Source organism: Mycolicibacterium austroafricanum, assembly GCF_902705885.1.
Classification (GTDB): Bacteria; Actinomycetota; Actinomycetes; order Mycobacteriales; family Mycobacteriaceae; genus Mycobacterium; species Mycobacterium vanbaalenii_A.
Map to the genome: position 1 here is coordinate 22,653 of NZ_CACSIP010000047.1, position 23,690 is coordinate 46,342.

19 protein-coding genes are annotated in these 23,690 nt (G+C 66.0%); 8 read left to right on the forward strand and 11 right to left on the reverse strand.

Annotated elements, in window-relative coordinates; all coding sequences use genetic code 11:
* The gene (locus tag BEMPMBAN_RS26690; RefSeq protein ID WP_159234563.1) at positions 1 to 2,382 is read right to left on the reverse strand and encodes an MMPL family transporter; all 2,382 of its coding nucleotides are present in this window, start codon (positions 2,380 to 2,382) and stop codon (positions 1 to 3) included.
* Positions 2,383 to 2,544: 162 nt separating this feature from the next.
* Between BEMPMBAN_RS26690 and BEMPMBAN_RS26695 the strand changes: the two genes are divergently transcribed.
* Entirely contained in the window at positions 2,545 to 3,078 is a 534-nt protein-coding gene (locus BEMPMBAN_RS26695; protein ID WP_234897721.1) for a DoxX family protein, read from the forward strand.
* A gap of 107 nt (positions 3,079 to 3,185) precedes the next feature.
* Positions 3,186 to 3,317 (forward strand): hypothetical protein, encoded by a 132-nt coding sequence (locus BEMPMBAN_RS32980; protein WP_159234564.1) that lies wholly within the window; start codon positions 3,186 to 3,188, stop codon positions 3,315 to 3,317.
* Positions 3,318 to 3,418: 101 nt separating this feature from the next.
* Here BEMPMBAN_RS32980 and BEMPMBAN_RS26700 read toward each other — a convergent pair whose 3' ends face one another.
* The 3 genes from BEMPMBAN_RS26700 to BEMPMBAN_RS26710 are packed head-to-tail and all read right to left on the reverse strand — an operon-like array spanning position 3,419 to position 6,345.
* Positions 3,419 to 4,417, reverse strand: coding sequence for an NAD(P)H-dependent flavin oxidoreductase (locus BEMPMBAN_RS26700; protein WP_159234565.1), 999 nt, complete (start codon positions 4,415 to 4,417; stop codon positions 3,419 to 3,421).
* A 40-nt stretch (positions 4,418 to 4,457) separates the two neighbouring features.
* Positions 4,458 to 5,210 carry a 3-hydroxyacyl-CoA dehydrogenase gene (locus tag BEMPMBAN_RS26705; RefSeq protein ID WP_159234566.1) on the reverse strand — a complete coding sequence of 251 codons (753 nt, stop codon included), beginning with the start codon at positions 5,208 to 5,210 and terminating at the stop codon, positions 4,458 to 4,460.
* A 40-nt stretch (positions 5,211 to 5,250) separates the two neighbouring features.
* On the reverse strand, positions 5,251 to 6,345 hold the full coding sequence (locus BEMPMBAN_RS26710; RefSeq protein WP_159234567.1) for a CaiB/BaiF CoA transferase family protein: 1,095 nt from the start codon (positions 6,343 to 6,345) through the stop codon (positions 5,251 to 5,253).
* A 107-nt stretch (positions 6,346 to 6,452) separates the two neighbouring features.
* On the opposite strand from BEMPMBAN_RS26710, the gene BEMPMBAN_RS26715 reads away from it, so the two are divergent.
* From BEMPMBAN_RS26715 to BEMPMBAN_RS26735, 5 genes are all read left to right on the forward strand, one after another.
* Positions 6,453 to 7,286: an enoyl-CoA hydratase gene (locus BEMPMBAN_RS26715; protein ID WP_159234568.1), complete on the forward strand. Its 834-nt coding sequence runs from the start codon at positions 6,453 to 6,455 to the stop codon at positions 7,284 to 7,286.
* Between the two features lie 172 nt (positions 7,287 to 7,458).
* Positions 7,459 to 8,724, forward strand: coding sequence for a tetracycline efflux MFS transporter Tet(V) (gene tet(V) / locus BEMPMBAN_RS26720; RefSeq protein ID WP_200846134.1), 1,266 nt, complete (start codon positions 7,459 to 7,461; stop codon positions 8,722 to 8,724).
* Positions 8,725 to 8,803: 79 nt separating this feature from the next.
* Positions 8,804 to 10,102: an NtaA/DmoA family FMN-dependent monooxygenase gene (locus tag BEMPMBAN_RS26725; protein ID WP_159234570.1), complete on the forward strand. Its 1,299-nt coding sequence runs from the start codon at positions 8,804 to 8,806 to the stop codon at positions 10,100 to 10,102.
* A 2-nt stretch (positions 10,103 to 10,104) separates the two neighbouring features.
* Positions 10,105 to 11,208: a 3,4-dihydroxy-2-butanone-4-phosphate synthase gene (gene ribB, locus BEMPMBAN_RS26730; protein ID WP_159234571.1), complete on the forward strand. Its 1,104-nt coding sequence runs from the start codon at positions 10,105 to 10,107 to the stop codon at positions 11,206 to 11,208.
* A 172-nt stretch (positions 11,209 to 11,380) separates the two neighbouring features.
* Positions 11,381 to 12,115, forward strand: coding sequence for a GntR family transcriptional regulator (locus tag BEMPMBAN_RS26735; protein WP_272952254.1), 735 nt, complete (start codon positions 11,381 to 11,383; stop codon positions 12,113 to 12,115).
* A gap of 4 nt (positions 12,116 to 12,119) precedes the next feature.
* On the opposite strand, the gene BEMPMBAN_RS26740 is transcribed toward BEMPMBAN_RS26735, so the two are convergent.
* The gene (locus tag BEMPMBAN_RS26740; RefSeq protein ID WP_234897724.1) at positions 12,120 to 13,436 is read right to left on the reverse strand and encodes an NtaA/DmoA family FMN-dependent monooxygenase; all 1,317 of its coding nucleotides are present in this window, start codon (positions 13,434 to 13,436) and stop codon (positions 12,120 to 12,122) included.
* A 352-nt stretch (positions 13,437 to 13,788) separates the two neighbouring features.
* Between BEMPMBAN_RS26740 and BEMPMBAN_RS26745 the strand changes: the two genes are divergently transcribed.
* Positions 13,789 to 14,535: a GntR family transcriptional regulator gene (locus BEMPMBAN_RS26745; protein ID WP_234897725.1), complete on the forward strand. Its 747-nt coding sequence runs from the start codon at positions 13,789 to 13,791 to the stop codon at positions 14,533 to 14,535.
* On the opposite strand, the gene BEMPMBAN_RS26750 is transcribed toward BEMPMBAN_RS26745, so the two are convergent.
* From BEMPMBAN_RS26750 to BEMPMBAN_RS26775, 6 genes are all read right to left on the reverse strand, one after another.
* Positions 14,507 to 18,430, reverse strand: a complete 3,924-nt coding sequence (locus BEMPMBAN_RS26750) for an ABC transporter ATP-binding protein (protein WP_159234574.1) — start codon at positions 18,428 to 18,430, stop codon at positions 14,507 to 14,509. The two genes, BEMPMBAN_RS26745 and BEMPMBAN_RS26750, sit on opposite strands and share 29 nt — an antisense overlap.
* 74 nt (positions 18,431 to 18,504) lie before the next feature.
* Positions 18,505 to 19,500, reverse strand: coding sequence for an ABC transporter permease (locus BEMPMBAN_RS26755; RefSeq protein ID WP_159234575.1), 996 nt, complete (start codon positions 19,498 to 19,500; stop codon positions 18,505 to 18,507).
* Positions 19,501 to 19,512: 12 nt separating this feature from the next.
* Positions 19,513 to 20,397, reverse strand: coding sequence for an ABC transporter permease (locus BEMPMBAN_RS26760; protein WP_159234576.1), 885 nt, complete (start codon positions 20,395 to 20,397; stop codon positions 19,513 to 19,515).
* A gap of 146 nt (positions 20,398 to 20,543) precedes the next feature.
* On the reverse strand, positions 20,544 to 21,677 hold the full coding sequence (locus tag BEMPMBAN_RS26765) for an MFS transporter (RefSeq protein ID WP_159234577.1): 1,134 nt from the start codon (positions 21,675 to 21,677) through the stop codon (positions 20,544 to 20,546).
* A 108-nt stretch (positions 21,678 to 21,785) separates the two neighbouring features.
* Positions 21,786 to 23,102 carry an NtaA/DmoA family FMN-dependent monooxygenase gene (locus BEMPMBAN_RS26770; RefSeq protein WP_159234578.1) on the reverse strand — a complete coding sequence of 439 codons (1,317 nt, stop codon included), beginning with the start codon at positions 23,100 to 23,102 and terminating at the stop codon, positions 21,786 to 21,788.
* Between the two features lie 37 nt (positions 23,103 to 23,139).
* Positions 23,140 to 23,690, reverse strand: a 551-nt coding sequence (locus tag BEMPMBAN_RS26775; protein ID WP_159234579.1) for an LLM class flavin-dependent oxidoreductase, incomplete at its 5' end; no start/stop codon positions are given.

The window sequence follows — 23,690 nt, forward strand, 5'->3', positions numbered from 1 at the left end:
TTAACCGGCTTCTCGTCCCGATGCGACGCGTTCAGCCACCGGGGGCGGACCCGCCGCTCGATCATCTCCGGCGTTCTCGCTGAAGCCGATTCGTTCGTGCAATCGAGCCAGCGGTTTGGGTGCCCACCAGTTCCAGCGACCCAGCATGTGCATGAAGGCCGGCAACAGCAGCATCCGGACCAGGGTGGCATCGGCCAGTATCGCCAGCGTGAGGCCGACACCGAACATCCGCATGAACGCCACTTCAGCCGCGATCAACGCCGCGAAAGAGATCGACATCACCAGCGCCGCTGCGGTCACGACACGGCCGGTTCGGGCCAGCCCGAGGGCGACGCTCTCGTCGTTGTCCGCGGCCGTCTTTCCGGACTTGAGCCAGTACTCGCGGATCCGCGAGATGAGGAACACCTCGTAGTCCATGGACAGCCCGAAGGCGATGCAGAACAGCAGCACCGGCATGTTGGCCACCAGCGTGCCGGTCGGTGTGGTGCCCAGTGCACCGAGGTGGCCGTCCTGGAAAATCCACACCAGCGCACCGAATGCCGCGGTCAGTGACAAGACGTTGAGCACCAACGCTTTCAGCGGCAGCACCACGCTTCCGGTCATCAGGAAGAGCAGCACGAACGTGATCGCGGCGATGATGGCCAGAACCATCGGCAACCGGGAGGTGATCGCGCCGGCGCTGTCCCGGTTGATCTGGGCGAGGCCGGTCAGCTGTACCTGCTGACCAGCCGGGGGCGCCACCGAGTGCAACCGGTCGAGTTGGGTCTCGGAATCGTCGGAGAACAACGGTGCCGAACTCGCCACGGTGAGGAAGGCGCTGCCGTCGGCCCAACCCGCGGCAGCCGACGGCGGACCGACCACTGACCCGTTGACGAATGTGCCGCGCGGCGCGGAGACGGAGGAGACGTCGTCGACGCGGGACAGTTCGGCGGCGTAGCCGTCGAACGCGTCAGGGCTGACCCCTTCTGTGCTCGGCATCACGACGGTGACGTTCGTCGAGGAGTCGACCGCGAAGTCCTCACGCAGCGCGTCACCGATCTGGCGTGCCGACGCCGATGACGGCAGCACCCGGTCGTCGGGGAAGCCCCACTGGGCGCCGAGGAACGGGACACCCAGCAACACCAGCAGCGCGACGACCGCGACAGCGATCGGCACCGACCGCCGCATGACGAACTTGGTCGACCGGTACCAGAACATCTGCTCGATCGGCTTTGGTGCGGGTTCGGGCCTGCGCAGGATGCGCCGCAACAGCTTGCGCACGTCCAGCGAGTCCAATCGGTCGCCGGCGAGGACGATCGCGGCGGGCGCCACCACGATGGCCGCCACGGCCGCGAACCCCACCACGGCGATGCCCGCGTAGGCGAAGGACTTCAGGAAGTACATCGGGAACAGCACCATCGCGACCATGGCGAGCGCGACCGTCATCGCCGAGAACAGCACGGTGCGGCCGGCGGTCACCATGGTGCGCACCAGCGCGCGGTGACGATCCTCGGGGCCGATCAAACGGCCAGCGTCGGCGGAGCCGACTAAACGGCCAGCGTCGGCGGAGCCGACTAAACGGCCAGCGTCGGCGGAGCCGACTAAACGGCCAGCGTCGGCGAGTTCGTCGCGGTATCGGCTGATGATCAGCAGGGTGTAGTCGATGGCCAGCGCGAGGCCCATCGCGATCGTCAGGTTCAGCGCGAAGATCGAGACGTCGGTGACCATCGTGACGGCGCGCAGCACCGCCATCGAGCCCAGGATCGCGAACGCGCCGACCGCCATCGGCAGCGCGGCGGCGAGCAACCCGCCGAACACCCATACCAGCACAACGAAGCTCAGCGGGATCGCGATGGCTTCCATCGTCAGCAGATCTTTTTCGCTCTGGGTGTTGATCTGCACGTAGGTCATCGCGACGCCGCCGGCCCGCACGGTGACCCCGTCACGGTCGTAGACGAGTTCGTCGGTCAGTTCTTTGGCGTGCCGCTGGGCGGCGCTCTCGCCGCCGGTGATACCCGCGACGATCAGGCCGGTCTTGCCGTCCTCACTGATCAGTGCCGGGGCCGCGGCGGGCGGCGCCGTCCACGCCGAGGTGATGTTGGCGACGTACGGGGATCGCTCCAGTCGGGCGGCGATGTCGGTGCCGGTGTCCGTCGCGGCGACGCCCTCGACGCCGTCCTCGGCGGTCACGCTGATCACCAATTCCATGTCGCCCTGGCCGAACTTGTCGACCAGCAGCGCGGAGGCGTGGGCAGACTCCGACGTCGGGTCCTGGAAGCCGCCGGCGGACAGGTGCTGGGTCACCGGCACGCCGACGATCCCGCAGCCGATCATCAGCAGCAGCGCGGCGCCCAGGATCCGCCGCGGTGCTGCAATCGCCGCCGAAGCGATGCGCTGGAGCACGTGCCACCTCCGTGAAAATCGCCGTTAAGTTATCAGCGATAACTTAGTGGGTCAATAGGTGGCACCGGGGGGCGGCGATGACTTTGTGGGCGGTGTCGAGTCGACATGATCATGAACCAGCCCACTGCACAGAACTCGGCCAAGGCGATAGATTCGTCCCCGATGACGACCGAACAAGCCACCCGTTCGACCACCGGGGGCGGCGACATCGGCCTGCTGCTGCTGAGACTCGGGGTGGGCGCAGCCCTCCTGCAGGCAGGCCTGATCAAGGCCCTCGACCTCACCACCACCTCCCAGTTCATGGCCGATGCCGGATGGCGGCTGCCAAAGGTCGCGGCGTTCATGGTGACTGCGGCCGAGACGCTGGGCGGCATCGGACTGATACTCGGGGCGCTCACTCCGCTGGCGGCATGTGCCGCGGTCGGCTCAATGCTGTGCGCGTGGGCGGTGAACGTCTCCGGAACGGCTTTCTGGTCCGAACCGTTCAACATCCCGTTCCTGATCGGCGTCGGCGCGGTCGCGCTGCTGTTCACCGGGGCGGGCGGCTACTCCGTCGACCGTCTGGCCTTCAACCGGACGCACTGGCCGAAGCGGGTCGCCGTCGGCCTCCTGGTCCTCGCGTTCGCCGCAGCGGTGCTGACCTGGGTGGCGCTGTACGGCGTGAATCCGATCCACCTCACGACACCGACACCGTGATGGCTACCCGCCGGTAGATCGCCGACCCTACCGAGCGGTAACGATTGCCACCATTTTCCGAATCGCGGCTCACAGATTCCTTAATGGCGGTGGTTACTGTTCAGTACATGTGGATCGACGACACCAGTGCTGATGTCATCAAGGTTGACTTCGAGGCTCTCTACCACGGCGATGTCCTGGTAGAGGGAGTCACCGCGGAGCAGCTCGACGACGAGCACGCCCTCCCCACCGCAGTGTGAAAAACGCGCGCCCCACCGGGGCGCGCGTTCCTCGCTGATCGGTAGCCGGACTCCGGCGCGCGCTGCTTCGATGCGCCCCTTCGTCTCTGTCACATCTCCCGCTAGACAGCAGCCTTCTCCGCGGCCGGAACCACCATGTCGGCCAGTCGCTCGCTGATCAGGCGCTCCGCCTCACCGACAATCCGTGCGACCAGATCACCGACGGTCGGGATGTCGTTGATCAGTCCCATGGCCGTGCCGACCGTCCAGATGCCGGCGTCGATGTCGCCGTCGTCGAACACCCGGCGGCCGCGCACTCCGGCGACGAGGTCCTTGACGTCTTCGAACTGACCGCCGCCCTTGAGGATCTCCACCACCTCACGCGACACCGCATTCGAAGCGACCCTTGCGGTGTTGTGCAGGCTGCGGAAGATCAGCTCGGTGCCCCGCTCGTCGCCGGCCACGATTGCTTCCTTGACGTTGGCGTGAATGCAGGACTCGACGGTGCACATGAACCGCGATCCCATGTTGATGCCGTCGGCGCCGAGCGCCAGCGCAGCGACCAGGCCGCGGGCGTCGGCGAACCCGCCCGAGGCGATCATCGGGATCTCGATCTTGTCGGCAGCGGCCGGGATCAGCACCAGGCCCGGGATGTCGTCCTCACCCGGATGCCCGGCGCATTCGAAACCATCGATGCTGATGCCGTCCACACCGAGGCTCTGCGCCTTGACCGCGTGCCGCACCGACGTGCACTTGTGCAACACCTTGATGCCGTTGTCGTGAAACATCGGCAGATGAGGTGCCGGGTTGGAGCCCGCAGTCTCGACGATCTTGATGCCCGCGTCGACGATCACCTGGCGGTACTCGTCATACGGCGGCGGGTTGATCGCGGGCAGGATCGTCAGGTTCACCCCGAACGGCTTGTCGGTCAGATCCCGCGTCTTGGCGATCTCGTTGGCCAGATCGGCCGGCGTCGGCTGGGTCAGCGCGGTGATGAAACCCAATGCACCCGCATTGGCAACCGCCGCAACCAGTTCGGCCCGGCCGACCCACTGCATGCCACCCTGGGCGATCGGATGCTCGACGCCGAACGCCTCGGTGAACTTCGTCGAAATAGTCATACGGAATGCTCCCTGTGTTGTCTACTCTTCGCGCAAGCGCTCATCGCGGCGCCATGCGGATCGCGCCGTCGAGGCGGATCGTCTCACCGTTGAGCATCGGGTTCTCGACGATGTGCACTGCCAACGCGCCGTACTCGTCGGGGTCACCCAGACGGGCCGGGTGGGGAACCTGCTTGCCCAGCGAGGCCTGCGCTTCTTCCGGCAGCGAGCCCAACAACGGGGTCTTGAACAGCCCGGGCGCGATGGTGCAGACGCGGATGAACTCGCGCGACAGGTCGCGCGCGATCGGCAGGGTCATGCCGACGACACCACCCTTGGACGCCGAGTACGCCGCCTGCCCGATCTGACCCTCGAATGCCGCGACCGATGCGGTGTTGATGATGACGCCGCGCTCACCGTTGATCGGCCCGGTCTTGGCGATGCGCTCAGCGGCAAGTCGGATCACGTTGAAGGTTCCGATCAGATTGACCTGGATGACCTTCGTGAACCCGTCGAGCGGAAACGGTCCGTCCTTGCCCAGTGTCTTGACCGCGTTGCCGATCCCGGCGCAGTTGACGTCGATGCGCAGCGGGCCCATCTCCTCGGCGGCGTCGAGTGCAGCCGAGACCTGCTCGGGGTCGGTGACGTCGGCCTCGACGAACTTGGCACGCGCGCCCAGTTCCTTGACCGCGTCCTCACCCTTGAGGTCGATGACGACGACCGACGCTCCCCGGTCGAGCAGCCGTTTCGTCGTCGCGAGACCGAGGCCCGATGCGCCTCCGGTGACGACCGCCACCGCGTCTTTGATCTCCACAGATCGATTCCTTCCTCTGTCCTTGTTGCCCGTGTTTCCTCTAAACCCATTCCTGCAGAACAGCTTCGGTGTCCGCGCCGGGAACCCCCGGCGGCTTCGGCGCAGGCGGGGCGCTGCGCGAGAACCGCGGCGCGGGCGCCGGGTACAGGTAGCCGTTCTCGCGGTAGAAGGTGTCGCGCTCGGTGTTGTGCGACTCGGATTCGACTTCGGCGAACGACAGCACCGGCGTCACGCACGCGTCGGTGCCGGCGAAGACCCCGGCCCAGTGATCGCGGTCGTGGGCGGCGATTGCCGTGGTGAAGGCTTCTTTGAGCTCCGGCCAGCGGCTCATGTCGTTCTGGTCGGGCAGGTCGGCGCCGTCCAGGCCGATGCCTTTGAGGAACTCGGCATAGAACTGCGGTTCGATGCAGCCCACCGCTATGTGGCGCCCGTCGGCGCAGGTATAGGTGTCGTAGTACGGCGCGCCGGTGTCGAGCATGTTGACGCCGCGTTCGTCGCTCCACATGCCCATCCCGCGGAACGCCCACATCATCATCGACAGCACGCTCGACCCGTCCACCATCGCGGCGTCGACGACCTGCCCCTTGCCGGAGCGCTCCCGCTCCCACAGCGCCGAGAGCACGCCGACGAGCAGGAACATCGAGCCCCCGCCGAAATCACCGACGAGGTTCAGCGGTGGCACCGGTCGTTCGCCGGCGCGCCCGATGGCGTGCAATGTTCCGTTCAGCGAGATGTAGTTGATGTCGTGGCCGGCCTGCTGGGCACGCGGGCCGTCCTGACCCCAGCCGGTCATCCGCGCATAGATGAGCTTGTCGTTGACCTTCGCGCAGTCCTCGGGACCGAGGCCCAGACGTTCGGTGACACCGGGGCGGAACCCTTCGATCAGCACGTCGGCTTTGGCCACCAGCCGCAGCACCAGCTCGCGACCCTCGTCGCTCTTGAGGTTGGCGGTCACCGACCGCCGATTGCGCAGCAGGTAGTCGCCTCCGGGCTTGGTCGCCGGCCCGGGACCCTTTCCCGGGCGCTCGACGCGAACCACGTCGGCACCGAGGTCACCGAGAATCATCGCCGCGTGCGGGCCCGGGCCGATACCGGCCAGTTCCACGACGCGCAGTCCTTGCAGTGGTCCAGCCATGCCAAACCGCCCTCCATCGAAATCGCTCAGTTGACCGCCGACATAGCTTACTTGTATAACCAAGTCGGACGGCCACGGGGCATCGAACCCCAGACAAGGGGACGTGCATGACCACCATCGATTCCGGCGCCGAGGCACACTCGGGCAGTTATCAGGGTTTCGACGACCTCACCGTCGCGCTCGACAACGGGGTGCTGGTCGTGACGTTGAACCGGCCGGAGAGCCTTAACTCGCTCACCGCGCCGATGCTGACCACCTTCGCCGAGACCCTGGAACGGGCCGCGCAGGACCCGCGGGTGCGGGTGGTTCGCATCGGTGGGGCCGGCCGTGGATTCTCCTCCGGTGCGGGAATCAGCGAGGAAGACCACGCCAACCCCGGCGCCGCGGGAACGCCGGCCGACGTGCTGGATGCCGCCAATCGCTGCATCCGTGCGATCGTGAGCCTCCCGCAACCGGCGGTTGCCGTGGTCCAGGGTGCCGCCGCCGGCGTCGGCGCCTCCTTGGCACTGGCGTGTGACATCGTATTGGCTTCGGAGAAGGCATTTTTCATGCTGGCGTTCACCAAGGTCGGCTTGATGCCCGACGGTGGGGCGTCAGCCTTGATCGCCGCGGCGGTGGGCCGTATCCGCGCCATGCGGATGGCGCTGCTGGCGGAGCGGATCTCGGCCGCCGACGCGTACGGGTGGGGCCTGGTCAGCGCCGTCCATCCCGCCGACGAGTTCGACGCCGCCGTCGACCAGGTGGTCTCGACGCTGGTATCCGGTCCGGCGATCGCACTGCGCAAGACCAAGGACGCGATCAACACCGCGGCGCTGACCGAACTGGAAGGCGCGCTCGAACTCGAGAAGCAGGGCCAGTTGGCGCTGCTGGACTCCCACGATTTCCGCGAGGGCACGCGGGCCTTCCAGCAGCGCAGAGCCGCGAACTTCACCGACTCCTGACGAGCGGCCCCCCTCCCTCGTTGAGACTGCATTCCTGGCGAAGAAGAGCGAGTGGGAGCCGCCGCCAGTGCAGTCTCAACAGCTGTTCGATCACGGTCGTCGCCGGCCGGAAAATCGTTCGACGTGGCCACCTCTCGTCGGCGACCATCTGACGGTGAGCATCCAGCCCGACATCGAACAACCGGTAGCACACGCCGGTTGGCGGGTGCTCGCGCCGTTTCAGTCCCGTGAGTACCGACTGCTGATCGCTGCGGTGTCGGTGTCCATCTTCGCCGAGGGCATGTGGGCCGTGGTGATGACGCTGCAGGTGATCGCCCTCGACAACGACCCGATGTCGCTGTCGCTGGTAGCGACCTGCCTGGCCGCAGGCCTCGTCGGCTTCGTGCTCGTCGGCGGGCTGGCGGCCGATCGGATCAGCCAACGCGCCATCATCATCACCGTCGAGGCCGTCAACACCGTTGTCGTCTCTGCGGTAGCCGCACTCGGCCTCGTTGGGGCACTGCAGATCTGGCACATGGCTGTGGCGGCCGGCGCCCTGGGCATCGCCGCGGCATTCTTCTTCCCGGCCTACAGCGCGTTGTTGCCACGCATCGTGCCCGCCGAACAACTCCTGGCCGCCAATGGAGTCGAAGGTGTTGTGCGCCCGGTGTTCCAGCGCGCAGCCGGACCGGCTGTGGCCGGCCTGGTGGTCGGGGCGACGTTCCCGTCGCTGGGGGCCGTGGTGGTGGCCGCCCTGTTCGGCGTGGGCCTGGTGCTTCTGCTGGCTACCCGCGAGCCCATCGAAGCCGCTGCCTCCCAACCTGATCAACAACGGTCGCGGCTACTGCGGGACCTGCGCGACGGGTTCGTCTTCGTTCTGGGTACACCCTGGTTGCTGTGGACGCTGCTGTTCGCCAGCATGTTCGTGCTGGTGGTGCTCGGCCCGATCGAGGTGCTGCTGCCCTTCATCGTTCAGGAGCGGTTCGCCCATGGTGCCCAGACCTACGGCTTCATCCTCGCGTTCTTCGGGATGGGCAGTGCGCTGGGGGCTTTGGGCGTGTCGTCCACCCGCCTACCACGTCGATACCTGACGGTGATGATGGCGATGTGGAGCGTGGGCTCGCTCCCGTTGGCCATCGTCGGGGTCACCTCGTCGTTCCCGCTGATGGCCGCGGCGACATTCGTGATCGGCGTGACCGACGGTGCCGGAATGGTGATCTGGGGCACGCTGCTGCAACGCCGGGTGCCGCCGCACATGCTCGGAAGAGTGTCGAGCCTGGACTTCTTCGTGTCACTGGCATTCATGCCGGTGTCGTTCGCGATCGTGGGCCCGCTGTCCAAGATCGTGTCGATGGAAGTGATCTTCCTGGCGGCGGGGGCGGCACCGGTGTTGTTCGCCGCAGTGGCGGTGTGGGCGGCCAAGATGCGCCGCGACGAATTGGACCACCCGCTGCGCTGACTCGCGGCCGGATTCCAGCGCAATCGCGGCGCTACCCGCACGTCACCCCGGAGTAACGCCTCTGAACTTGGCTTTGCGCATGACCGAGAAGTTCCACCTGGCGTGGTTCCTCAATTTTGTCGCCGACGAATGGAACGGCACCTGGGGTGACGGGGCGCGGGATTTCACCGGGGAGTTCTACGTCGAAATGGCTCGCGACCTCGAGCGCGCGAAATTCGACTACGTGCTCATCGAGGACAAGCTCATGGTGTCGACGGCCTACGGCGGCACCATGGAGTACGACCTCAAGCACGGGGTGAACCCGAAACACGACCCGGTTCCGCTTGCGGTGCTGATGGCCAACGCCACCAGTCACCTCGGTGTCGTGCCCACGATGTCGACCAGCTTCTACCCGCCCTTCCTGCTGGCCCGGCTGTGCAGCACCATCGACCACATCGCCCGAGGGCGGTTCGGCTGGAACGTCGTCACCTCCGCCGAGGACCGCGCCGCCCAGAACTTCGGGCTCGACAAGCTCTACGAGCACGACGAGCGGTACGTGCGGGCCAGCGAGTACCTGGAGCTGGTCAGCAAGCTCTGGGAGTCGTGGGAACCCGACGCCGTCGAACGCGACCACACGACCGGGGTGTTCGCCAACTACAAGAAAGTGCACACCGTCGATTTCGTGGGCAAGTACTACAAGTCGCGTGGACCGCTGAACACCGCCCCCTCCCCGCAGTACCGTCCCACGATCGCCCAGGCCGGCGCGTCGCCACCGGGCCGGGAGCTGGCCGCCCAACATGCCGACACCATCGTGGCACCCGCCAACGGCATCGAGGCGATGAAGGCCTATCGTGACGACATCCACGCCCGGATGACCGCACACGGTCGAGATCCTGAGCACTGCAAGGTGTTCTATCTCGTCTCCCCGATCGTCGCCGACACCCACGAGGAGGCGTTGGCCAAACGCGAGCGCTGGTTCAACGATCCGCTGTACATCGAGTACATGCTGGCCGAGATCTCATCGATCACCGAAATCGACTTCGCCCAGTTCGATCTGGACGAGCCGCTGCCGGAGGTGTCGACCAACGGCGAGCGCGGGTCGCTGGAGAGCTTCATCTCCCGCGGCAAGGACAAGACCTTGCGCGAACTGGTCACGGGCAGCGGACTCACGGGCAATGTCCAGTTCGTCGGCACACCCGATGAGGTCGCCGAGGAGATGGGCTCGGTGATGGCACAGGTCGGCGGCGACGGCTTCCTCATCACCAGTCCGGTGATGCGGCTCAACCGCCGCTATGTCACCGAGATCACCGACGGTCTGGTACCGGCACTGCAGAAGCGCGGCCTGGCCCGCGGCGACTACACCACCACGATGTTGCGCGACCACCTGCGCGAATTCTGAGGATGACAATCATCGAAGCGCCGCTGCGCAACCCGGGCGCCGACGACCCGGCCAGCTGTGCGGTCGACGCCGCAGTCGCGGCTCTGACAGCGGGCCGAATGGTGATCGTGGTCGACGCTGAAAACCCTGGTGGCGACGCAGATCTCATGCTCGCGGCCGCGCATGCCACACCAGATCGATTGGCATTCATGATGCGCCACACGAGTGGCATCATCTGCGTCCCGATGCAGGCATCCGACCTCGATCGGTTGCAGTTACCCCCGATGGTGGCGCTCAATCAGGATCCCAATGGAGCCGGCTACACGGTGTCGGTGAACGCACGCCGGGGAATCGGCAGCGGGATCTCCGCGACTGATCGGGCCAGGACAATATCGATACTGGCAGACCCCGGCAGCACGCCGAGCGACCTGAACCGGCCTGGCCACGTTTTCCCATTGCGGGCGGTCGAAGGGGGGGTGCTTCGCCGGGCGGGGCATACGGAGGCGGCGGTCGACCTGGCCAGGCTGGCGCGGCTGCCACCCGTCGCGGTGATCTGCGAAGTGGTGGATGACGACGGGGCGGCGCTGCGGGGTTCACGGCTGCGCCTTTTCGCCGCCGAACACCGGTTGCCCATCGTCACGATGTCAGACTTGATCGCATACCGACGCAGTACCGAAATGTTGATCGAATTCAAGGCGTCCAGCCGCCTGCCTACCGACCACGGCGTCTTCCAGGCGTGCGGGTTCCGTTCAGTTTTCGACGGCCGCGAGCATCTCGCGCTCGTGATGGGAGATATCTCCGAGGAGGCTGTTTCACCGACGCTGGTTCGTGTCCACACCGAATGCTTGATGGGCAATGTCTTCGGCTCCGAGAGCTGCGATTGCAACCTGCAGCTGATGTACGCCATGAAGATGGTCGCAGCCGAGGGCCGAGGCGTCGTGCTGTACCTGCGTGGCCACGCAGACCCGCACGGCGGCACCGATGCCCGCGACCAGGGGGTCGGTGCGCAGATTCTCGCGCACCTCGGGGTGCGGCATATGCGCCTGCTGACGAACCACCAGGTCAATCGGAGCGGACTCGGCGCCTACGGCCTCGAAGTCGTCGAGACACTACCGTTACCCGCCTGACACAGGATGTGATGTAACACAGGCGAATCACTGTCGGCAAAGCGCGTTTACAGATGGCTGTTTCCATGTGCCGATCGGGGTTGTGAAGATCGGAGCACAATTGGTGTCAGCAGGCGAACCATTCGGGGTGTGCAGGCCAACGTTCCGGCACACCGGGTCGATCCGTCCCGAGGTGCTCTACCAACGACAGCGGCATAGCCCAGATCGACTGAACAACTCACATCGGCGCACCTACGATCTACTGCGGTCGACGCTCGTGTCGACGAGCAGGAACATTCTTCTTGTCGAGCGTGAGCTCACCGACGCGCTCTCGGCCAGCCGCAGCACCGTCCGGGCGGTGCTGCAGCAACTCGCCCGCGAAGGGCTGGTCACTCGCGAGCCCAAGAACGGAACCCGAGCCATTGGTTCGCTGCTACTGCCCATCGACGAGCTCAAGACGATGGACCAGCTCGCCCGCGAACCGTCTGCCCCGCTCGAAACTCACACGATCGAATGCCGGCAGGTCGGCCGCCCACCGGTGGTGTGCGACCGCCTGGGACTGCCCGTCGGCTGGAGCGTCCTGATGATCGAAAGCCTCCTGGTGCACGACGGGCTCACGATCGGGGTCACCGTCGGCTACATCGCCGTGAGCGAGGGCCAGTCTCGCGGTATCGACGTGGAAGGGCTGGACGTCATCTCGATTCTGGAGCAGAAGCTCGGGATAGACATCGGCCCCAGCCGTAGCACCGTCGGCGCCGTCACCGCCGACGAACAGACCGCTGACCTGATGGGTGTCGATGTCGGCGCCCCACTGATCTGGCTCGAGGATGTCATCGAAGACGACGCAGGACAGCCCAGGGCGCTGTCCCAGCTTCGGCTGCGCGGCGACCGAATCGCGTTCAGCGCCATGACTCGTCGAATCATGTGAGGTTTCAGAAGCTCGCCAGGTTACCGCGCAGGTGCGGGGAGTCGTAAGACGTCCGGGCCAGCCCGCGGACCTGTAGCTCTGGCACCAGGCCGTCGGCGATCTCGGCAACCACACGCCGGTTGAGGGGCCCGGCCACGAACAGCACGCCGTCTCCGCCGACTTCGCCGATCATCTTGCCGAGCTCGTCGGCCACCTCGGCCGGAGTGCCCACCGGCTCGACGGCGTGGGTTTGGGCCGCGACTTCCCGCAGGGTGCGCCCTGGATCCCCCAGACGCGCGGCCAGCGAACTCTGGTGTCCGTTGGTCTCGAACTTCGCGGCCAGATCCTGCAGCGGGGTGTCGACGTCATAGGGCGAGAAGTCGATATCGGTGATGAAGCCCAGTCCCGCCAGCCCTGCCTCGGGGTTCGCCCAGACTTCGTCGTCGTGGCGCTTCTTCCGGTCCACCGCTTCGGCATGGGTCTCCCCCAGGTACGGCGTGCACAGGAACAACACCTTGACCTCGGCCGGATCTCGCCCGGCCGCCTCCGCGCGACCGAGGACGTCGTCGCGGTACTCCTTCATCTCCTCCACGGAGGTCGCGGCGGCGATGATGCTATCCGCGTTTCGGGCCGCGAATTCGCGCCCGGCAGACGATCCGCCTGCTTGGATCAGTGCCGGCCGCCCCTGCGGAGGCGGCGCCGTGTTCAGCGGACCGCGACTGCGGAAGAACCTGCCGTTGAAGTCCACCGAACGCACCTTGGTGTGATCGGCGAAGACCTCGGCCTCCAGGTCGGCGACGACGGCGTCGGCGTCCCACGAGGACCACAAAGCGCAGACAGCGTCGGTCATCTCCTGGGCGATCTCATAGCGGAGGTCATGCGCGGGCTGGCCCTTCTTGCCGTAATTCTGGGCCGCCCGGTCGGAGCTTCCCGTGACGATGTTCCACCCCGCTCGGCCGTCGGACAGGTTGTCCAGGGTCGCGACCAAACGAGCCAGCAGATATGGCTGATACTCAGTCACCGCGAGTGTCGGTACGACGCCGATATTGCGTGTCGCGCTGAGCATCACGGTGGCCAGGACCGCGGGGTCGTGCTTGGGTACCGCCCGCGCATTCTGCAGGTAATACCGCATCGACTTCTCGTAGCCGTCGGGCACGTAGGCGGAGTCCTCGATGATCAGGTAGTCGAAGCAGGCACGTTCGAGCGCGCGGATGAAATCGACGTGGAACTCGCCGTTCATCCAGTCCGTCGCGGCCGTGCCGCGCCACTGGCTCTTCCAGTCGTGCACCCCGAAACCGTTGCCGAGGAACCAGGCCAGATGCATCCTCCTGTCGCCATTCACCTGAGCGCCTCCTCACCGACGTCGGCACCCCGGTTCCGGTGCCGTTCAACAGTTGTGGGATCACTCAATGCGGCGCGGGTCATCGGGGTGTGTCGGATACCGAACGACTCCATTGCGCCGCAGAGCATTGGTTACACCCATGGCTTCGACATCCGCGTGACCCCCATCACCTGCCCCAAGCACCCGCGTAAAGCGCTCGACTTCTCAGCGGCGAAGAGTTGAAACAAATCCATTTGTTAATTGATGTCACCACTTCCGCTCACCCGCCTGACGAGGAGGATTTCATGGGAATCGGCCTTCACGAGCTCTGGACCGGCGGCGGTGTGCATTGAGACCCAGCCTGACCCGCCCCGTGCGGCCTGAGACGCTCTACCAGAGGAACCGGCAGACTCCGGACCGACTCAACAACTCGCTGCGACGGACCTACGACCTGCTGCGCTCGACCCTGCAGAACGGACATGGTGACCAGTTCCTGGTCGAGGGCGAGCTGATCGATGCGTTGTCGGCGAGCCGCAACACCGTTCGCGCCGTGCTGCAGCAGCTCGCCAAAGACGGTCTGGTGACCCGCAGCCCCAAACGCGGCACCCGCTCGGCGGCGGCAGTGAAGCTGCGCATCAACCAACTCTCTCCCGTAAGGGAATTCGGTGGTGACGCCAGCATCCGAACCGAGCTCAAGACGCTCGAATATCGAACCCTGGGAGGCCTCCGTTTGGTGCGCGAGCGCCTGCGGCTCCCGCCCGATTGGACGGTGCTGATGATCGAGTCGCTGCTCATGCAGGACACGCAGCCGCTGGGCATCTCGGTGAGCTACATCGCGATGCACCCCGACCAATCCCGCGACCTCGAGTTCAACGAGCCAGACCCCCTCCTGTTCCTGGAGCGGCAACTCGACGTCAAGATCACCGGCAGTCGTACGACGATCGGCGCTACCGCGGCCGACGAACAGTCCGCGGCCCTGGTGGGCGTTGTGCTCGGCGCACCGATGATCTTCTTGGAGGACATTCTCGAGGATGCGAGCGGGCAGCCGCGCGCGCTGTCGCAGTTCCGGATGCGCAGTGACCGGATCGCCTTTACGGCGTGTGCGTCGCGGTCGGCCTGACCCCTCCCCCGGGTCCGCGGCGCTCACCCGATGGCCTCCCTGAAGCCGGCGCCGTTGGGCGACACACCGTTTCGTGGGGTCGCGCCACTGAGTGGTGCTGGGTGTTGGCGGACCAGAGGGCGGCGTAGCGGCCGCCCAGTGCCAGCAGCTGCTCGTGGGCGCCGTCCTCGACGATCAGCCCGTTGTCCACGACCAACACACGCTGCGCAGCGCGGGCGGTCTGCAGCCGGTGGGCGATCACGATCGTGGTGCGGCCCCGCGACACCTGACCCATTGCGCGCTGCACCTGCGCCTCGGTGGCCAGGTCCAGGTTTGCCGTCGCCTCGTCCAGCAGCAGAATGCGCGGGTCGACCAGGAGGGCTCGGGCCAGCCCCAGCAGTTGGCGCTGCCCCGCCGACAATGACCCGCCCTGCTCACTGACGGGAGTGTGGTAGCCGTAAGGCAATTCGGCGATGAAGGCGTGCGCTCCGACCGCGCGGGCCGCCTGTTCGACGAGCAGGTCGGGTGCATCCGGGTTGCCGTAGGCGATGTTGGAGCGGATCGTGCCCGAGAACAGAAACGGCTCCTGCGGGACATAGCCAAGTTGGCGGCGGTACGCCACCAAGTCGAGTTCCCGCAGCGGCAATCCGTCGATCAACACCGTGCCAGAGGTAGGGTCGTAGAACCTGGCAATGAGTTTGACCAGCGTCGACTTGCCCGCTCCGGTGGTGCCCACCAGCGCGACCGTCTGCCCCGCCGGAATCTCCAGGGAGACATCGTTCATCGCGACCAGGCCGGTGCTCGGGTAGACGAACGTGACGTGCTCGAGCTGGATCCGACCGTCGAGCCGCTCCCTCCGGGCGCCCGACGCCGCCGCAGGGGTAGTACTCGGCGTCCTCAACAGCTCGCGCAGCTGGGTCAGCGCAACACCAGCCTGCAGCCATTGATCGAACACGAAGGACAGCTGCTGAATCGGTGTGAAGAACAGATCCAGGTAGAGCAGGAAGGCGATGAGGACGCCGTAGCTGAGGTCACCCGCGGCCAGGCGCGGTGCCGCGAACGCGAGGGCGATCACCTTCGCAACGATGCTGAGCAGCAGCAGGAAGGGAAAGAACCGGGCCATCAACTCCGCCGAGCGAACCCGCGCCGCGCAGTAGGAGTCCGCGAGCACCGCGAAGCGCGCTTCGTTGGCCGGTTGCTGACAATAGGCCTGGCTCACCGCAACCCCCGCCAGGCTCTCCTGCATGTTGCCGTACAGCACCGAGACCCGCTCGCGGGCCAGCAGGTAGGTCCGCCCCGACTCGCGGCGGAACCACAGCGTTGCGGCGATCAGGAACGGCAGCACCACTGCGGTGGCCACAGCCAGCTGTGGATCGAAGATGGCCAGCGCCACCGCCACCCCGGCGCAGGACAGCAGGCTCACCATCGCCGTCAGCAGGCCCTGCTGGAGAAGCTGGGCGAAGGCCTCCACATCGGAGGTCATCCGGGTCATGATGTGGCCCGCCATGAACTGCTCGTAGTAATTGAGCGCAAGCCGCTGCAGGTGGGCGAAGGTGCGCACGCGCAGACCGAACAGCACCCGCTCCGCCGTTCGCTGGGTGTAGACGACCATCACCCTGGTGTTGATCCAGATCAACACCTGCACCGCCGCAAGCACCAGGCACACTGCGATGAGGGCCCGGTGGGAGTTCTTCAGCACACCATGGTCGAGCCCGTACCGAATCAGCATCGGCGCGGAGATCCACAACATCCCGTCGATCACCACCAGCAGGCTCGCCAACAGCAGCGGCCGGCGGAACGGCCGGAATACGCTGGCCATCGAGAGCTCCCGGACCGGCGCGGTCGCCTCTGCCATGTCGATGTCCGGCTGGTCACGCAGAGGCGGCAGTGCCCGCACCGCGTCCGTCAGCTTGGGGGAAACACTGGACAGCCCGGCCAGCGTGGAGGCATCTCCACTCATCCCGGGCCCCTGCGATCCCGAGGCCGCCCGGGTAGCCGCCTCGCTGGTGAAACTGCTCATCTTCGGCGCACCCAGCCGCGAGACACCCTGGGGCCAGGCCGCCGGATCGAGCGCGGTCACCGGCGGATCAGCTGATGCCGAACTGGAGGACTCGGCATCGGGTCCGGTCAGCAGTTCGCGGAACAGCGCCGACCGTGCCAGCAACTCCTCGGTGGTCCCAGTGTCGATGATCCGGCCGCGGTCCAGCACGATCACCCGATCGGCGAGCATCAGGGTCGAGCGCCGGTGCGCGATGAGCACCGTGGTGTGTCGGGCACGCACCTCCTCCAGCGAGCGGTGGACGGCGTGTTCGGTGCGTGCGTCGATTGCGGAGGTGGCGTCGTCGAGGATCAGCACCGTCGGGTTGGTCAGGGCCGCGCGAGCAAGCGCGAGTCGCTGCCGCTGTCCACCGGACAGGGTGAAGCCACGCTCCCCGACCAGGGTGTCGTAGCCCTCGGGCAGCCCAGCGACGAATCCGTGTGCGTGCGCGGCCACTGCGGCACGCTCGACCTCGTCATCGCTGGCATCGGGGCGGCCGAATGCGATGTTGTCCCTGATCGTCGTCGAGAACAGGAAACCCTCCTCGAAGACGATGCCGACTGCCGCGCGCAGCGAGGTCAGGCTGTAGTCGCGGATGTCGCGCCCGTCGATCCGAACCGTCCCGGCGGTGGGGTCGTGGAAGCGGGCCAGCAGGTGGGCCAACGTCGATTTGCCGGACCCGGACGCGCCGACGATGGCCACCGTCTCGCCCGGCGCGACCCGCAGAGAAATGTCGTGCAGGACCGTCTCGCCACCGGGATAACCGAAGTCGACGTGGTCGAGTTCGACCAAGCCGACCGGTTCGGTGAGCACGACGGGGTCCGGCCGCTCCTGGACGCGCGACTCGATCGAAAGCAGCTCCACGATCCGTTGCGCTCCGGCCCGCGCCTGTTGGCTGGTGGCCATCAGCCCGGACAGGAAGCGCACCGGCGCGACGAGTTGCAGGATGTAGCTGCCGAACGCCAGGAACACGCCCAGGGAGACCTGGCCCTCCATCACCAGCCACCCCCCGAGTGCGAGCATCGCAAGCTGGGTCAGCCCCGGAATGGCGTCCAGTGCGGCCGAATAGACAGCGGTGATCCGCGCGGTACGCAGCCGGGACTGAAATAGCTTGCCCGCCTCAGCATGCAACGCGTCCTGCTCCTGGCTTTCCTGGCCGAACGCCTTGACGACGCGGACTCCGGTGACCGCTTCCTCGACCACTCCCGCGACGCTGCCCTGGAAGCGTTGGTCCATCCAGCTGGCCGGAAAAGACTTGCTGCGGAACCGCATCGCCACGATCAGGAAAGTCGGCACCGACACCACCATGGTCAGCGCGAGCAGCGGCGACAACACCACCATGACGACCAGCGAGACGAGAAGCAGGGCGATGTTGCCGTAGGCAACGCCGAGTTGTTGCAGAAACATCTGGATCAGGGTCAGGTCGCAGGTGGCCCGGGACATGATGTCGCCGGCCCGCAACTCGTCGCGTCGGGAGGCATCCAGATACTGCATGTGATGGTGCACCCTGACCTGCAGGTCGCGCTGGGCGCGGACCGCCGCACGCCCGCCGACGGAACGCCGCAGATAGTTGGCCACAAAACTCGCAAGGCCCGTGACAAGCAGGATGCCCAGCCACAGTGGCAGGGAGCGCCGCCGTTCGACGATCGTGTCGTCGAGGATGATCTGTTGGATCAGCGGAACCAGGCCGATCAGGCCCATGGCAATGATGGCGAGCACCACCCCGGCCCAGATCCCGAATCGGTTGCGCCGGCTCAGCACCGGCGCCAGCAGGCGCAAGGTGCCGCGTCCGAACCGTCCGTGGTGCTTCGACTCGACCGGGGGCAACGGAGAGGAGTTGCCGGCTTTCGCTTCCCGAATGTCGAGTGGAGTCGTCATCACTCGATAGCACAGTGTCTGCGATTCCGGCCGAAAACGTCGCTGTTGCGGGCGGATTGCGCTACCGGGGCATCTCAGACGGTGACGCGGGGGTCTGCCACGGCCTGCATGAGATCAACAATGATGTTGGCCAGCACGTAGAGCACACCGATCACCAACGTGACACCGGCGATCGTATTGAAGTCTCCCTTGGAGATGGCCTGGGCGATGAACAGGCCGATGCCGGGCCGGGCGAAGATCAACTCCACCACGATGCTGTTGCCGATCATCCCGGCCAGCTGCAGACCCAGCAGGGCGAACACCGGGCCTACCGCGTTGCGTAGTGCATGTTGAATCAGAATACTCTTCTCACCAATGCCTTTGGACCGGGCAGTGCGGATGTACTCGGCCCGCATGGTGCCCTCAAGGCTGCTGCGCAACACTCGACCCACGGCGACCGCGGGTGTGATGGCGATACACAGCGCCGGCAGGATGAGGTGCTTCAGTGCATCCCAGAACAGCACTGGGCGGCCCGCCAGCAGGCTGTCGATCAGCAGGAAATGTGTTGGCCCGGTCGGGGCGTCGTAGAACGAGGTCTGCCCGGTGACCGGCAGAATATCCAACCATCGGTAAAAGATCAGCATCGCCAACAAACAGGCAAGGAAGACCGGCACGGACGCGCCGGAGATCATCACCACTCGGAGCACCCCCGAACCGCGCCAGCCTTGCGCGGTGGCCAGGCCGAGGAAACTCCCGATGACCGCGATGAGGATTCCGGCGACAAAGACCAATTCCAGAGTCACAGGTAGGAACTCGAGGATGTTGTCGGCGACGGGCGTCCGCGTCACGGTGGACACACCGAGATCGCCCTGCAATGCCTTGCCGAGATAGCCGAGCAACTGGACGGGTAGCGGATCGTTGAGCCCGAGTTTCTCCCGAGCGGCCTCGTAGACCTCCGGAGGTGCCTTCTCACCGACCAACGCCACAACCGGGTCGACCGGAGCGATCTTTTGCAGGGTGAACACGACCGCGACGAGCGCGAGCAACACGGGAACGGCTCCCAGGAAACGCCGGCCGAGCGTCATCAGCATGGCGGTTCCTCCTCAGCGGTCGCGGATGCGGTCGCGCAGCGCGTCACCGGCGAAGTTGCTGACGATGGCGATGAGCCCGACGGCCACGGCGGGGAAGATGGGAATCCACCAGGCACTGAAGATGTGGGTCAGACCCTGGGCACTCATCGCGCCCAACTCGGGCGCGGGCTGTGGCGCTCCGAGTCCCAGGAAGGACAGACCGGCCAACAGCAGCACCAGAGCCGAGATATCGAGGCTGGCAGTAACGATGGTGACCGGCACCGCACCTGGCAGCAGATGGCGGGTGAGCTGGCGTCGCCGGCCGGCACCAGCGATGCGGGCCGCCTCCATGTGAGGCGAGGCGCGCAGCTTGCGGATCTCGGCACGGACGATCCGCGCGTAGAGCGGCCACCACACGATCGCGACCCCGATGAGCGTGTGGATGTAGGACGGGCCCATCGCGGCCACCACCGCGATCGCCAGGATTGGCCCGGGGAGGGACAGGAAGACGTCGGTGATCCGCATCAGTGCGGCGTCGACGACGCCTCCGACGGCGCCGGCGATCAGGCCGATGAGGCCGCCGATGAGCACTCCGGAGGCGACCACAGCGAGAGCGCCCCACCAGCTGGTGGACATGCCGACCAGGACCCGCGACAGCACGTCACGGCCAACCGTGTCGGTGCCCAGCCAATTCTCGGCACTGGGCGCGGCCATGGCTTTCCCGGCCGGCACCAGCGGGTCGAAGGGGGCGAGTAGCGGGGCGAAGATCGCGACCAGAAACATCGCCGCGAGCGCGCCGAAGGCCAGCCAGCTCGGCGCCGAGGTGCCGCGAAAGTAGTCCTTGACCGCCAGGGTGGCTTTTCTGCCTGAAGGAATGGGAACTCGAATTCCGGGTACATACGGTTGTGCGACTGCCACGGTTCCTCCTGTAGCGACTGCATCGGACGTCTCTGCTGCGAAGTTCACACGCAACCGGTATCGCGGACAGATCAATCACGTTGCGGGGCTATTGCGCGTCAGGCCATGACGTTTCACCGAACGTCACATTTGTTCAGCCGGCGCCGTCAGCTCGGGGCGGGCGCGGCCGGCGGGAACCGGCGAGCGGTGCTGCGGGCGAGCATCGCACCTCCCGCCAGGATCCCTGATACCACCGCCAGGCCACCGCCGGCACCGAGCACCGCGATGAGGAGGTTCACGCTTCCGGCACCGAGAAATGAACCCATTCCGCACGCGATCCGGTAGGTGGCGACGCCAGTAGACGGATTCGGGCTCAGCGCCACGATCAGTACCGGGGGCGCGGACAGGGCGATGCCGTGGACCACCCCGAACAGAGCGGCCGACCCGAAGAACCCTCGAAGATCATGCACGGTAGCCAGCAGGGTCACCGCAGCGATGCCCAGCAGCAGCGCGACGGCCAGGCAACGCGCCGGGGGCATTCGCTCGAATAGCCGCCCGGACAGCGCGAGCACACCGATCTGGACGGCGGACAGAATGCCCAGCGCGACGCCGATGTTGGCCGCAGACATGCCGTAGGCGTGGCCGACCAACGGCAGCGCCGTGTTCTCGATGCCACTGCGTAGGTAGTTGCCAAATAGGCCCAGCGCGAGCGCCATCCGTAACACCGGGGGCAAGCTGAGTTCCGGCAGTCCGATTCGGGGCCGGTAACCTCCGGCCGGGGGCGGCAATCCGGGCAACAGGAGGACCGCTGCCACGGCAACCACAACGCCGAGCCCGGCACAGACCAGAAAGCTGAGCCGATAGCCGTCCAGCCCGGAAAGCAGCCCGGCGATGGTGCCGCCGGTAGGTGCCCCAAGGGCCGCACCGAGTAGTTGGAGCCCTTGATTGGAGCCCAACACCTGTTGAGGACGGCTGTGCATCCGGACGGCGACTTGCAGCGCCGCCCCGGCGACCACGGCGCTTGCCAGGCCTTGTAGCACCCGGGAGCCGATCAGCCCACTTGTGCCCTCGGACAACGCAAAGCACCCCTCGCTGGCCGCGAACAGTCCAAGTCCGATCGCAATGGACGCTCGGGCGTCGACACGGGTGATCACGCGGGTACCGAGCACATCGACGGAGACGATACCCAGCGCCGAGACCAAGATGAACGCGGTCACTTCGGCGGTGGACAGGCCGAGTTTGATGGCATAGAGCAGTTCGATCGGCGCGGTCATCGCCATGATGAACCCGACCAGAACCATGGTGACCGAATAGCTCCATGGATGTGCGCCTGGAATATGAGCCGGCGTCGCGGGCGGTATCGGCGTGGTCACCGCTGACCACGCGGCGTCTGGTTGATGTCGGTGTCCTCAGAACTCGCGGAGCGTGTCGCGCAACGTCGTAGTGGTGTAGGCGGTCCGGGTGAGCCCGCGCCGCTGCAGAGCCGGTACCAGGCCATCGCAGATCGACTCGATGTACTTTCGCGAGAGGTCCCAGCCGGGCTTGGCGATCAGGAAGCCGTCGCCACCGACTTCCTCCATGGCCTGACCCATCTTCTCGGCGACCTGCTCGGGGGTGCCGACGAGTTCCAGACCACGTTTGGCCCGGTGCAGCACGAGTTGGCGCAGCGTCTTGGGCCCGGGACTGCCGTCACCGCGCATGAAGTACTCCAGTGACCCGCGTTCACCGTTGGTGGTCAGGTCCGCTGGCAGCGGCTCGTCGAGATCGAACTGCTTGAAGTCGATCTCGGTGTTCGACGAGATGCTGACCAACGATTTCTCCACGTAGGAAGGATGATCGAGCAGTCGCTCAACCTCCGCTCGCGCCTCAGCTTCGGTGGCAGCGATGGTCGGTGAGACGACAAAGAGCAGTTTGACGTCATCGGGATTTCGCCCAGCGGCCTTGGCCCGCGCCCGGATGTCGTCGCGGTACTCCTTCATCCCCTCGAGCCCGGTACCCACCGCGACGATCGCGTCCGCGGCACCTGCCGCGAACTGACGGCCCTTCGGCGATGCACCCGCCTGCAGGAATGCAGGCCGATGCTGCGGAGAGGGCACCGTGTTCAACGGACCGCGCGACTTGAAATACTTCCCGTCGAAATCGATCGTGTGAACCTTGTTGAAATCGGCGAACGTGTGGGTCTTGCGATCCATCACCACCGCATCGGCCTCCCAGGAATCCCACAACTGGTTGACCACATCAAAATACTCCTCGGCCACGTTGTAACGCTCGTCGTGCTCAGGCAACCCCTCGAGCCCGAAGTTCTGCGCCGCCCGATCCTCAGCCGAGGACACGATGTTCCACCCGAACCGGCCCTGCGCAATCGAATCAACGGTCGAACACAACCGGGCCAACAGATACGGCGGATAAAAGCTCGTCGACATCGTCGACACCACGCCGAGATTGCTGGTACTGCACGCCACCTGGACGGCCAGCGGAATCGGATCGTGCTTCGGCGCAAACGCCGAGTGCTTCAGCGCGCCTTCCATGGTGCCGCCATACGCGTCGGCCACCATCACCGTGTCCTCGATCATGATGAGGTCGAAGCAGGCCCGTTCCATGGCTCGCGCCATGTCCACGTAGAACCGACCGTTCGGCCAGTTCTGCACGTCTGGGCTAGCATCGTCGGTGTCCCACTCCGGCGGGATGAAGTTCATGAACCAGCCGAGGTGAAACTTCTTGGGCATCTCGATTCTCCTGAATATTGTTGTGAGGGGTGTGCGTTCAGAACTCGCGCAGTGTCTCGCGCAACGTGGATGTGGTGTACTCGGTGCGCATCAGCCCGCGCCGCTGCAGGGCGGGCACCAGCCCGTCGCAGACTTCGGTGATGTACTCACGGGACAGGTCGCGCCCACCTCTGCTGATCAGGAAGCCGTCGCCACCGATCTCCTCCATGGCCTGACCCATCTTCTCGGCGACCTGGTCGGCGGTTCCGACGAGTTCCAAACCGCGGGTGGTCCGCTCGCGCACGAGTTCGCGAAGGGTCTTGGGTCCGGGTGCGCCGTTGCCGCGCATGAAGTGTTCCAGTGATCCGCGTTCGCCGTTGGTGGTCAGGTCGGCCGGTAGCGGTTCGTCGAGATCGAACTGCTTGAAGTCGATCTCGGTGTTCGACGAGATGCCGACGAGGGCCTTCTCCTCGAAGTTCGGGGCGGCCGCGAACCGGGCCACCTTCGCGCGGGCTTCGGCTTCGGTGGCAGCGATCGTCGGGGACACCACGAAGAACAACTTGATGTCATCGGGGTTGCGGCCACTGGCCTTGGCCCGCGCCCGGACAT

Coding starts and splice junctions, on each gene's coding strand:
- BEMPMBAN_RS26715 (WP_159234568.1), top strand. CDS start 6,453: ATGACCACCATCGATTCCGGCGCCGAGGCACACTCGGGCAGTTATCAG.
- ribB (WP_159234571.1), top strand. CDS start 10,105: ATGACAATCATCGAAGCGCCGCTGCGCAACCCGGGCGCCGACGACCCG.
- BEMPMBAN_RS26765 (WP_159234577.1), bottom strand. CDS start 21,677: ATGGTTCTGGTCGGGTTCATCATGGCGATGACCGCGCCGATCGAACTG.
- BEMPMBAN_RS26725 (WP_159234570.1), top strand. CDS start 8,804: ATGACCGAGAAGTTCCACCTGGCGTGGTTCCTCAATTTTGTCGCCGAC.
- BEMPMBAN_RS26700 (WP_159234565.1), bottom strand. CDS start 4,417: ATGACTATTTCGACGAAGTTCACCGAGGCGTTCGGCGTCGAGCATCCG.
- BEMPMBAN_RS26755 (WP_159234575.1), bottom strand. CDS start 19,500: ATGCTGATGACGCTCGGCCGGCGTTTCCTGGGAGCCGTTCCCGTGTTG.
- BEMPMBAN_RS26710 (WP_159234567.1), bottom strand. CDS start 6,345: ATGGCTGGACCACTGCAAGGACTGCGCGTCGTGGAACTGGCCGGTATC.
- BEMPMBAN_RS32980 (WP_159234564.1), top strand. CDS start 3,186: ATGTGGATCGACGACACCAGTGCTGATGTCATCAAGGTTGACTTCGAG.
- BEMPMBAN_RS26695 (WP_234897721.1), top strand. CDS start 2,545: ATGACGACCGAACAAGCCACCCGTTCGACCACCGGGGGCGGCGACATC.
- BEMPMBAN_RS26750 (WP_159234574.1), bottom strand. CDS start 18,430: ATGACGACTCCACTCGACATTCGGGAAGCGAAAGCCGGCAACTCCTCT.
- BEMPMBAN_RS26770 (WP_159234578.1), bottom strand. CDS start 23,102: ATGCCCAAGAAGTTTCACCTCGGCTGGTTCATGAACTTCATCCCGCCG.